Annotated in this window: 9 protein-coding genes and 2 pseudogenes; 7 read left to right on the top strand and 4 right to left on the bottom strand. The window is 71.9% G+C overall.

From position 1 onward, the window contains the following. Positions 1-204, bottom strand: a pseudogene (locus OXS49_RS23935) (energy transducer TonB); the annotation flags it as partial. Positions 205-283: 79 nt separating this feature from the next. Continuing rightward, positions 284-526 carry a hypothetical protein gene (locus tag OXS49_RS23930; protein ID WP_244004339.1) on the bottom strand — a complete coding sequence of 81 codons (243 nt, stop codon included), beginning with the start codon at positions 524-526 and terminating at the stop codon, positions 284-286. 237 nt (positions 527-763) lie between these two features. Here OXS49_RS23930 and OXS49_RS23925 point away from each other — a divergent pair, with 237 nt between their 5' ends. The 7 genes and pseudogenes from OXS49_RS23925 to OXS49_RS23895 form a co-directional block, all read left to right on the top strand. Continuing rightward, positions 764-943 (top strand): hypothetical protein, encoded by a 180-nt coding sequence (locus tag OXS49_RS23925; protein ID WP_244004341.1) that lies wholly within the window; start codon positions 764-766, stop codon positions 941-943. 279 nt (positions 944-1,222) lie between these two features. Beyond that, positions 1,223-2,269, top strand: a complete 1,047-nt coding sequence (locus OXS49_RS23920) for a helix-turn-helix domain-containing protein (protein ID WP_244004343.1) — start codon at positions 1,223-1,225, stop codon at positions 2,267-2,269. A gap of 138 nt (positions 2,270-2,407) precedes the next feature. Then, entirely contained in the window at positions 2,408-2,713 is a 306-nt protein-coding gene (locus tag OXS49_RS23915; protein ID WP_244004345.1) for a hypothetical protein, read from the top strand. A 138-nt stretch (positions 2,714-2,851) separates the two neighbouring features. Then, complete coding sequence (locus tag OXS49_RS23910; RefSeq protein WP_267427155.1) at positions 2,852-4,171, top strand: efflux RND transporter periplasmic adaptor subunit; 1,320 nt, start codon at positions 2,852-2,854, stop codon at positions 4,169-4,171. Positions 4,172-4,181: 10 nt separating this feature from the next. Beyond that, positions 4,182-7,379, top strand: coding sequence for a CusA/CzcA family heavy metal efflux RND transporter (locus tag OXS49_RS23905; RefSeq protein WP_267427154.1), 3,198 nt, complete (start codon positions 4,182-4,184; stop codon positions 7,377-7,379). A gap of 40 nt (positions 7,380-7,419) precedes the next feature. After that, on the top strand, positions 7,420-7,947 hold the full coding sequence (locus OXS49_RS23900; RefSeq protein ID WP_267427153.1) for a hypothetical protein: 528 nt from the start codon (positions 7,420-7,422) through the stop codon (positions 7,945-7,947). A gap of 115 nt (positions 7,948-8,062) precedes the next feature. After that, a pseudogene (locus OXS49_RS23895) lies at positions 8,063-8,400 on the top strand (methyl-accepting chemotaxis protein); the annotation flags it as partial. Between the two features lie 81 nt (positions 8,401-8,481). On the opposite strand, the gene OXS49_RS23890 reads toward OXS49_RS23895, so the two are convergent. Together OXS49_RS23890 and OXS49_RS23885 are read right to left on the bottom strand one after the other, a co-directional pair. Beyond that, complete coding sequence (locus tag OXS49_RS23890; protein WP_267427152.1) at positions 8,482-8,616, bottom strand: hypothetical protein; 135 nt, start codon at positions 8,614-8,616, stop codon at positions 8,482-8,484. Between the two features lie 87 nt (positions 8,617-8,703). Next, positions 8,704-8,916, bottom strand: coding sequence for a TOBE domain-containing protein (locus tag OXS49_RS23885; protein ID WP_267427151.1), 213 nt, complete (start codon positions 8,914-8,916; stop codon positions 8,704-8,706). Between the last annotated feature and the right edge of the window lie 367 nt (positions 8,917-9,283).

Here is a 9,283-nt window from a genome sequence, read left to right as displayed (position 1 = left end):
GACGGCTTCCAGCATCACCGGCCGCGCCGGCCTCGGGAACCGCCTGGGCCGTGCCGCGAGGGTTCCGAAGGCCCAGAGGCCGAGACACAGCAGGCCGATCAGGATCCCGTCCCAGGACGGCTCCGTGCGGCACATCAGGATCCCGGTGCCGGTCAGGGCAGCCAGGGCCGCCAGGAGCCTTGGTGTCGGATCGCCGGACGTCATGCCGCAGAATCCGCGCTCCGCGCTGAAAACCCCTGAACGAAACCGCGACACTTGTCGGCAACCGGGCCTTTCGGGTCGGTCAATCGGCCAGACTGGAGGGCATCTGCCACGCGACGCCCGGATGCTCGCGGATGTCGCCGGCCCGGGATCCGGTATCGGCATCGCTCGTCCAGTCGCTGGGCTCCGCGATGGCGGCGATCTCCGCGTCCGGATAGGCGGCCGTCAGGAACAGGCGCGCCTCCCCCTCGGCCTCCGCCCGGACGGTGACCAGGGGTTTCTCCCCTTGTGCGTCGCGCACCTGGGCGATGAACAGCTTGGTCATGATCAGGCCTCCCCTTCCGCGACGCGAGGACCGCGACGGGCGGACCGCCGGCCCGGCGCCCTGTCGGACAAGCTTGAAAGCCGCGCCGCTGTTCCCGGTCGAACAGGGCGCGGCGGGCGGATTCGGTCGGGACGCCCCGGATCGGGACGGGTCGGAACAGGCTCCGGGGCCGGTGGTTATCCCGCACGGGCCGGCACCGCGCCGGTACGTCGAAGACTCGTAGAATTCGGGAGCGTCATGACCAGCCGCACCATCCAGTCCGCCCTGCTCGCCCTCGCCCTGGCCGCCGGCACCGCCGGAATGGCCGCCGCGCAGAGCACGCCCAACGGCAACACCTCCTCCGCCGGCGCCCCGGCGGGCGACAACAACACCGGCAACGGTGCCACGGGCAGCGGCGCGGCGCCGAGCGGAAAGTGACGCAACGTTAACCATAGGCGACATCGCCGGTCCCACGATCGAGCACCGTCCCGTCCCGCGGCCACCCGGCGCGCGGGACGTTTCGTATCGGGCACGCGCTCCTGAACGCGGCCGGGCAGTGCGGAATCCGTCATCCGGCGGACCGGCCCAGGGTGGCGCGTCCCCGGGGCGGGCGATGGTCGATCGGGGCGGCGCGGTGCGCCTTTTCTTGGGAGCCCGATATCCTGTAAGAGGATCGCCCGGGCGACTACTCCGGCGGGGAACTGAATAGTACGGGTGATGCGGCCGAACTCAGTACTGCAACTTCAAGACGAGCGCCCAGGTCTTCATCAGGCCACGGCCTGGCGCGATGCCGTCGCACCGTTCTGGAACTTCGCGGTCCGCAAGGAGGATCTGGCGGAATTCCGCGGGCGCTCGCAGGTCCAGCATCTCGGGAACGCGATCCTCTGCCGGGCCAGCGCCTCGGGCCTGCAGTTCACCCGCGACCGCGCCCTCGTGGCCCGCATGGGCATCGATCACATCCTGGCGCATGTGCGCCTGGCCGGCCGGTCCCAGGTCGCGGCCGGGGGCAGCGAGCAGGATTGCGATCCGGGCGACATCTGCCTGCTCGACCTGTCGCGGCCCCTCTCCGCCCGGTCCACGGACTATCAGGCCCTGACGGTGGTGCTGCCGCGCGGGCTCTTCGGCGCGAATCAGGGCGTGCTCGACGCGCTCCACGGCCGAATCATCCGCGGCGCGACCCCGTTCGGCCGGATGCTGAACGATCATCTGCGGGCCCTCGGCGCGCACGCCCCCGGCTTCTCGGAGCGGGAGGCCGCGGCGGCCGCGCAGGCGACGGCCATGCTCCTCGGCGCGGCGGTCTCCAGCCTGCCCGCGGAGGAGCGGCCCGGTCGCGCCCCGGACGGCACCCCGATCCTGCTCGCCCTGCGCCGGTTCATCGAGGCCGAACTGGCCTCCCCCGACCTGAACGCCGAGGCGCTCGGCCAATCCTTCGGGATCTCGCGCAGCGCCCTGTACCGCCTGTTCGTCCCGCTTGGGGGCGTATCCGGCTACATCCGTCAGCGCCGGCTCGCCCGCGCCTATCAGGATCTCGCCGGCGACGGGCGCGGCGCCCGCGTCTCGGAAGTGGCGTATCGCTGGGGCTTCGAGAGCCCCGCGCATTTCGCCCAGGCCTTCCGCGCCGCCTTCGGCCACGCGCCCCGGGATGTCCGGACCCAGGGTCCGGCCCGGAGCGCGACGCCGACCCCGGCGGAGGCCGCCGCGGCTTCGGATCGCGCGGAGAACTGGCCCGACTTCTACGACTGGGTCCTCCGGCTGGCCGCCTGAGTCGGGGCCATCGGCGCGCGTATGGCTTCGGCTCCTTGTGTTCCTGACCCCCCATCGACCATAAGACCCGCGATGGGCTTCGGGGTTCGGCATAGGCGCTCCGTGCGGGCGCGGGGCTGGTGGACGATCGCCGTCCGCATGCTTGCGCTCGTCCTGACGCTGTCGGTCGCCGGACTGGGCGTCGGCCACGCGGCGGATCTCGCCTTCCATGCGGGCAGCCACCATGCCCGGAGCGAGGGCGCCGTCCTCGACGCGCCGGCCTCTTCCGCCGCTGTCGATCCCGGCCTTGCCGCGCATGTTCATTGTGGCTGTCATCTGGCGGCCCGCTTGGAGGGCGGGGTGATGGTGCCGCCGCCCGTGCCGGGCCGGCCCCTGCGCGCTCGCCTCGTCCAGGGCCGCCCCTCCGTCGATCCCGACCGGCTGCCGCGGCCCCCACGCGCGTGAACTGACGCCGCCCACCGGCGCGCGTCTCGTCCGGAGGCCTGAACCGGCCCCGGGCCCACCCTCACGCGAAACCTGAACGGGACATTCCGGGACCGCCACGCGGCATCCCGCCGTCCCGGCCGCTTCCATGGCCGATCCATGCGCATCCTCCTGTCCGCCGCTGTCTGCGCGGTCTTTCTGACCGCCGGCATCGCCCTCGGCGCCGCCGTTCCCGCCTTCCCCGCCCTCCTCCGGCAGGCCCTCGACGGCGCCGGGCTCGGCCCGGACGGCCGCGATCGCGCCGCGGCAACGGACCGGCCAAGGGCCGGCGCCGACAGCCGACCGCACGACGACCAGCCACACGGTGCGGATCACGGGGCGGATCACGCGCAGGACGTGATCCGGATGCGGGCCGATCAGATCACCGGCCAGGACATCGCGACACAGCGGGTCGGCGGCGGCACGCTGGCGCGCCACCTGCTGGTCCCCGGCACCATCACCCCCGACACCGACCGGATCGCCCGCGTCCCCGCGCGGGTGGTCGGCACCGTGGCGGAGATGCGCAAGCGCCTCGGCGACGCCGTGCAGGCGAACGAGGTCGTGGCGATCCTCGACAGCCGGGAGGTCGCCGACGCCAAGAGCGAATTCCTGACCGCCCAGGTCCAGGCCGAATTGCAGACGATCAACTTCGAGCGCCAGCAGAAGCTGCTCGCCTCGCGCAGTGCCTCGGAGGCCGCCTTCGAGACCGCCCGGGCCGCCTATCTGGAGACCCGGCTGCGGGTCGATCTCGCCCGCCAGAAGCTGTCGGCCTTGGGCCTCGATGCCGCCGAGGTGGCGGCCGCCCAGAAGCGCGACGAGGCCACGCCCAACCAGTCGAGCCTGCGCCGCTATCCCCTGCGGGCGCCGCTCGCCGGCCGGATCGTCGAGCGCAAGGTCGATGTCGGCACCGCGGTCGGCAAGGAGGGCGACCCGGCCGACCTCTACACGGTGGCGGACCTCTCGACGGTGTGGATCGAGCTGTCGGTGCCTACCCTCGATCTCGCCCAGGTGCGGGAGGGCGCCCGCGTCGCCGTCACCCCCGGCCGGGCCGGCGAGGCGGAGCGCCAGGCCGAGGGCCGCGTGATCTTCGTGAGCCCCTTCCTCAACGCCGATACCCGCTCGGCCCGGGTGGTGGTGACCCTGCCGAACCCCGATGGCGCGTGGCGGCCCGGCACCTTCGTCACCGCCGAGGTGGAGATCGCCCGGGACACGGTCCCGGTCCGGATCCCCAAGGCGTCCGTCCAGACGATCGCCGGCAAGAGCGTGGTGTTCGTGCGCAATGCCGACGGCTTCGAGAAGCGGCCGGTCGAACTCGGGCCCTCCGACGACGAGGCCTACGCGGTCACCGGCGGGCTCGAGCCCGGTGCCGAGATCGCGACCGGCAACACCTTCCTGCTGAAGGCCGAGCTCGGCAAGGCCGATGCCGACCACGACCATTGAGGACCGCGCCATGATCAGCCGCATCCTCGCCGTCTCGGTCCGCCAGCGCTGGCTGGTGCTGCTCCTCGTGCTGCTGGCATCGGGCTTCGGCGCCGTCGCACTGTCGGAGCTGCCGATCGACGCGGTGCCCGACATCACCAACAACCAGGTGCAGATCAACACCCTGGCGCCCTCGCTCTCGCCGGTCGATGTCGAGCGGCAGGTCACCTACCCGGTCGAGACCGCGCTCGCCGGCATCAAGGGTCTCGACTACACCCGCTCGCTCTCGCGCAACGGCTTCTCGCAGGTCACCGCGGTCTTCGCCGAGAGCCTCGACATCTACTTCGCCCGCCAGCAGGTCGCCGAGCGCCTCGCCCAGGTGCGGGAGGATCTGCCCTCCGGGGTCGAGCCGCGGATGGGGCCGATCTCCACCGGCCTCGGGGAGGTCACCATGTGGTCGGTCCGCTACGCGCCGCCGGGGGCGCGGGTGATCGTGCCGGCGGGCAAGCCCGGCTGGCAGCCCGACGGCAGCTACCGGACCCCGGAGGGCCAGGATCTCAAGACGGAGCTGGAGCAGGTCGCCTACCTGCGCACGGTCGAGGACTGGATCATCCGGCCCCAGATCAAGGCGGTGCCCGGCGTCGCCGGCGTCGATGGGATCGGCGGCTTCGAGAAGCAGTACCACGTCCAGCCGGACCCGACGAAGCTCACCGCCCTCGACCTGTCCTTCGCGGACGTCGCCCGGGCGCTCCAGGCCAACAATGCCAACCAGGGTGCCCGCTACCTGGAGGACAATGGCGAGAGCTACGTGGTGCGCGCGGCCGGGCGCCTGGAAAGCCCGGAGGCGATCGCCGACGTGGTGGTGGCCAGCCGCGGCGGCGTCCCGGTGCGGATCCGCGATGTCGCCACGGTGCGGATCGGGCGCGACCTGCGCACCGGCTCGGCCAGCGAGAACGGGCAGGAGACCGTGATCGGCACCGCCCTGATGCGGATCGGCGAGAACAGCCGCACGGTGGCGGCCGCCGTCGGCACCCGCCTGGACCAGATCCGGCGCGCCCTGCCCGCCGGCATCGTGGTCGAGACTGTGCTCGACCGGACGCAGCTCGTCGAGGCCACGATCCGCACAGTGGCAAAAAACCTCGCGGAGGGCGCGGCCCTCGTGATCGTCGTGCTGTTCCTGCTGCTCGGCAACATCCGGGCGGCGCTGATCGCGGCCCTCGTGATTCCGGTCGCCATGCTGATGACCGTGACCGGCATGGTCGAGGGAAAGATCTCGGCCAACCTGATGAGCCTCGGGGCGCTCGATTTCGGGCTCATCGTCGACGGGGCGGTGATCATCACCGAGAACGCGCTGCGCCACCTCGCCGAGCGGCAGCACGCCATCGGGCGTGCCCTCACCCTGGAGGAGCGCCTGGAGACCGTGCGGGACTCCGCCGAGGAGATGATCAAGCCGTCCCTCTACGGGCAGGCGATCGTCATCCTGGTCTACCTGCCGCTCCTGACCTTCTCGGGGGTCGAGGGCAAGATGTTCCAGCCGATGGCGCTCACCGTCATCCTGGCGCTGGCTTCGGCCTTCGTGCTGTCGCTGACCTTCGTGCCGGCCCTGATCGCCATCGCGCTCACCGGCCGGGTCACCGAGGCGGAGAGCCCGATCCTCCGGGGCCTGAAGGCGCTCTACCGGCCGGTGCTCGCCGCGGCGATCCGGGCGCCCGCGCCGTTCGTCGGGGCGGCCTTGCTGCTGCTCGTCGGCGCCGGGTTGCTGGCCGCCCGGCTCGGCACCGAGTTCATCCCGTTGCTCGACGAGAAGAGCATCGCGCTCAACGCCACCCGGATCCCCTCGACATCACTGACGCAGTCGCAGGCGATGCAGCTCAAGGTCGAGCTGGCCATCGCCAAATTCCCCCAGGTCGCCACGGTGTTCTCCAAGACCGGCACCGCCGAGGTCGCCACCGACCCGATGCCGCCGAATTCCTCCGACACCTTCGTGATGCTCAAGCCGCAGGCGGAGTGGCCCGACCCGGGCCTGTCGAAGGCGGCGTTGCAGGCGCAGATCGAGGCGGCCGTGACTGAGCTCGCCGGCAACGTCTATGAATTCTCCCAGCCGATCCAGCTGCGCTTCAACGAGCTGCTCGCCGGCACGCGCGGCGACCTCGCCGTCAAGGTGTTCGGCGAGGATTTCGCGCCGATGCTGGAGACCGCCAACCGGATCGCCGCGATCCTGCGCGGGATCCCGGGCGCCGACGACGTGAAGGTCGAGCAGATCGCCGGCCTGCCGGTATTCGAGATCACGATCGACCGGGAGGCGGCGGCGCGGCTGGGTCTCAGCACCGGGGCGATCCAGGAGGTGATCGGCGCCGCCATGGGCGGGCGGGAGGCCGGAATCGTGTTCGAGGGCGACCGGCGCGTGCCGATCGTGGTGCGCCTGACCGATCAGGTCCGCGAGGACCGGGAGGCCCTGGAGAACCTGCCGATCCCGCTTCCCGTTTCCTCGCCCCCGGGCGCGAACGGCCGGGCCGCCTCCGTGCTGCTGCGGCAGGTGGCGCGCTTCTCGGTGAGCGAGGGGCCGAACCAGATCAGCCGCGAGAACGGCCGTCGCCGGGTCGTGGTGACCGCCAATGTCCGCGGGCGCGACATCGGCTCCCTGGTGGCGGAGGCACAGGACAAGGTCGCCGCGCAGGTGATCCTGCCGGCGGGCTCCTTCGTGACCTGGGGCGGGCAGTTCGAGAACCTCGCCTCGGCGCGGGCGCGCCTCGCCGTGGTGGTGCCGGTCTGCTTCGGGCTGATTTTCCTGCTGCTCACCGCGGCGCTCGGCCGGGCGCGCGACGCGCTCCTGGTATTCAGCGCCGTGCCGCTGGCGCTGACCGGCGGGATCGCGGCCCTGTGGCTGCGGGGGATGCCGCTCTCGGTACCGGCGGCGGTGGGCTTCATCGCGCTCTCGGGCGTGGCGGTGCTGAACGGCCTCGTGATGCTGACCTTCATCAAGCAGCTGGTCACCGAAGGACGCCCGCTGCCGGTGGCGATCCGCGAGGGCGCCCTCACCCGGCTGCGGCCGGTGGCGATGACGGGGCTGGTCGCCTCCCTGGGCTTCGTGCCGATGGCGCTGGCCACCGGCACCGGCGCGGAGGTGCAGCGCCCGCTCGCCACCGTGGTGATCGGCGGCCTGATCAGCGCGACCCTGCTGACCCTGGTGGTGCTGCCGGCGCTCTACGCGCGGTTCGGCCGATCTTGAGGCGCGGTCGATCTTCGCCATCAACAATCTCGCCGCGCGGTTGGTCGGTCAGTCCGAGCTGTACCGGCTCGCCCCCGCACCCGAGCGGATCGCCGCCTTGGAACGGGCGCGGCGCAAGCTCTACGAACAGATCCGCGACCATGCCCGAGCGTTGAAGGCCGAACTCGATCGCCTCGCGGCGGCGGGCACCACGGTGGCCGAGGCCAAGGGGCGCCTGTTCACGGGCGGCGACGCCCTGACCGCCGCCACCAACACCCTGGAGAGCGCCGTGCTGCTGGTCCGCGTCGCCAACTGGCGTTTCCTGGCGACGTTCGACCCGAACGGCCCGGCCACCTTCGCGAAGAACGTCGAGAAGGCCGAAGCCGGCCTGAAGGTCTTCCAGGAGGCCGAGGGCGCCGCCGCCTTCACGCCCCGGATCCAGGCCGTCGCCGAGACTCTGGGCGCCTATGGCCGCGACTTCCGGGCGACCGTCAGCGTCCTGGATCTCCTGAAGACGGTGTTCGAGACCGGCATCAAGCCCCTGACGAGCCAGATCGAGGAGGCAGGCACCGCGCCGCGCGCGACCTGATCAAGGCCGCCCTTGAGGAGAACGCTCAGGCCGTGGAAAAGGCGCGGTGGAGCGCGCGCGCAACGTCCAGATCACCCTGCTCGTGCTGGCGCTGGTCCTGGGCGGAGCCCTGGCCAACCTGCTGGCACTGAATGCCACGATCGCGGCGGCGCGCGCCGGCGAGGCGGGCCGGGGCTTCGCCGTGGTCGCCGCAGAGGTGAAGGAACTGGCCGGCCAGACCGCGAAGGCGACCGACGAGAGCGGTGGCCAGATCGCCGCCATCCAGGCGGCCACGGCTCAGGCCGCGGAGGGGACGCAGGGCGTCTCGGCCAACGTGGCGCGGCTCTGACGGCCTCCGGCGAGACCGGCGGCGGCGCCACGCAGGTTTTGAGCGCGGCGGCCGAGCTCGCCAAGCAGTCGCTCGCCGTCAAGCAGGAGGTCGACGGCTTCCTGCGCGACATCCGGGCCGCCTGAACGGGGCCCGGCGCCCGACTCCGCTGCGGCCTCGCACAGCGCCGGAGCCGGGGCCGCGCGGAGCCTGACGGCCTGTCGCCGTCAGGCCGGGAGGAGATGCAGCACCCCGCCGAGCACCCCGACGCCGAGCAGCCCGGCGATGATGTACAGCCGCATGCGGCTCTCGTCGGGCTCGGCCGGCAGGTGGGCGTCCTCGGGCAGGTCAAACCAGTCCATCGGATGATCGCGTCGGGGTGGAACAGCGGGGAGAGCCCCCTTAACCCCGCCCGATGACGCTTGAACGACCCGTCCGGCCCCGCGCCGTCACGGCTTCACGAGCAGCACGTTCACCGCCTTCGCGAGCACGGGCACGGTGTCGCCCTCCTTGAGGCCGAGTTCCTCCAGCGAATCGACGGTCATCACCGAGGCCATGCGGTAGGCTGTACCGACGAGCGCCACCTCGACCTGAGCCATCACGCCCCCGCGCTTGATCGCCGTCACCGTGGCGGGGATGTCGTTGCGCGCGCCGTGCTTCATGGACCGTTCTCGTGTCGCTGCCGTCATGTCGGCTGCGGCCCGGCACGTGAGCGAGGGCGGGGGTTCGACGGGTGAGGCCGGGATCCGCCGCAGCCGGTGCCGCTCCGCCGGCCGGACCGGGATGGCCCGCGGAAAGCCGGCCGCATCGGTCGCCGCCTGGCGGTCGCGCAGCGCGTCCGGGCGACACGCGACCAGGCGCGCTGCGCTGCAGTATCCACTATCCGGATCTACGTGCGCGGCGGCGGCATTGACGACGTGTGCTGTTGTCGGTCCGGCTCCGTTGAAATTCACGATTGCCATTTTGGCGCAAATATGATCGAATACTTATAATTGTGATATCATCGCGTTGACTGAAACTGCTTGCGGA

Source organism: Methylobacterium sp. GC_Met_2 (assembly GCF_026540795.1).
GTDB lineage: Bacteria > Pseudomonadota > Alphaproteobacteria > Rhizobiales > Beijerinckiaceae > Methylobacterium.
The sequence above is the reverse complement of the archived record's forward strand: the minus strand, read 5'-3'. Positions and strand labels throughout refer to the sequence as shown.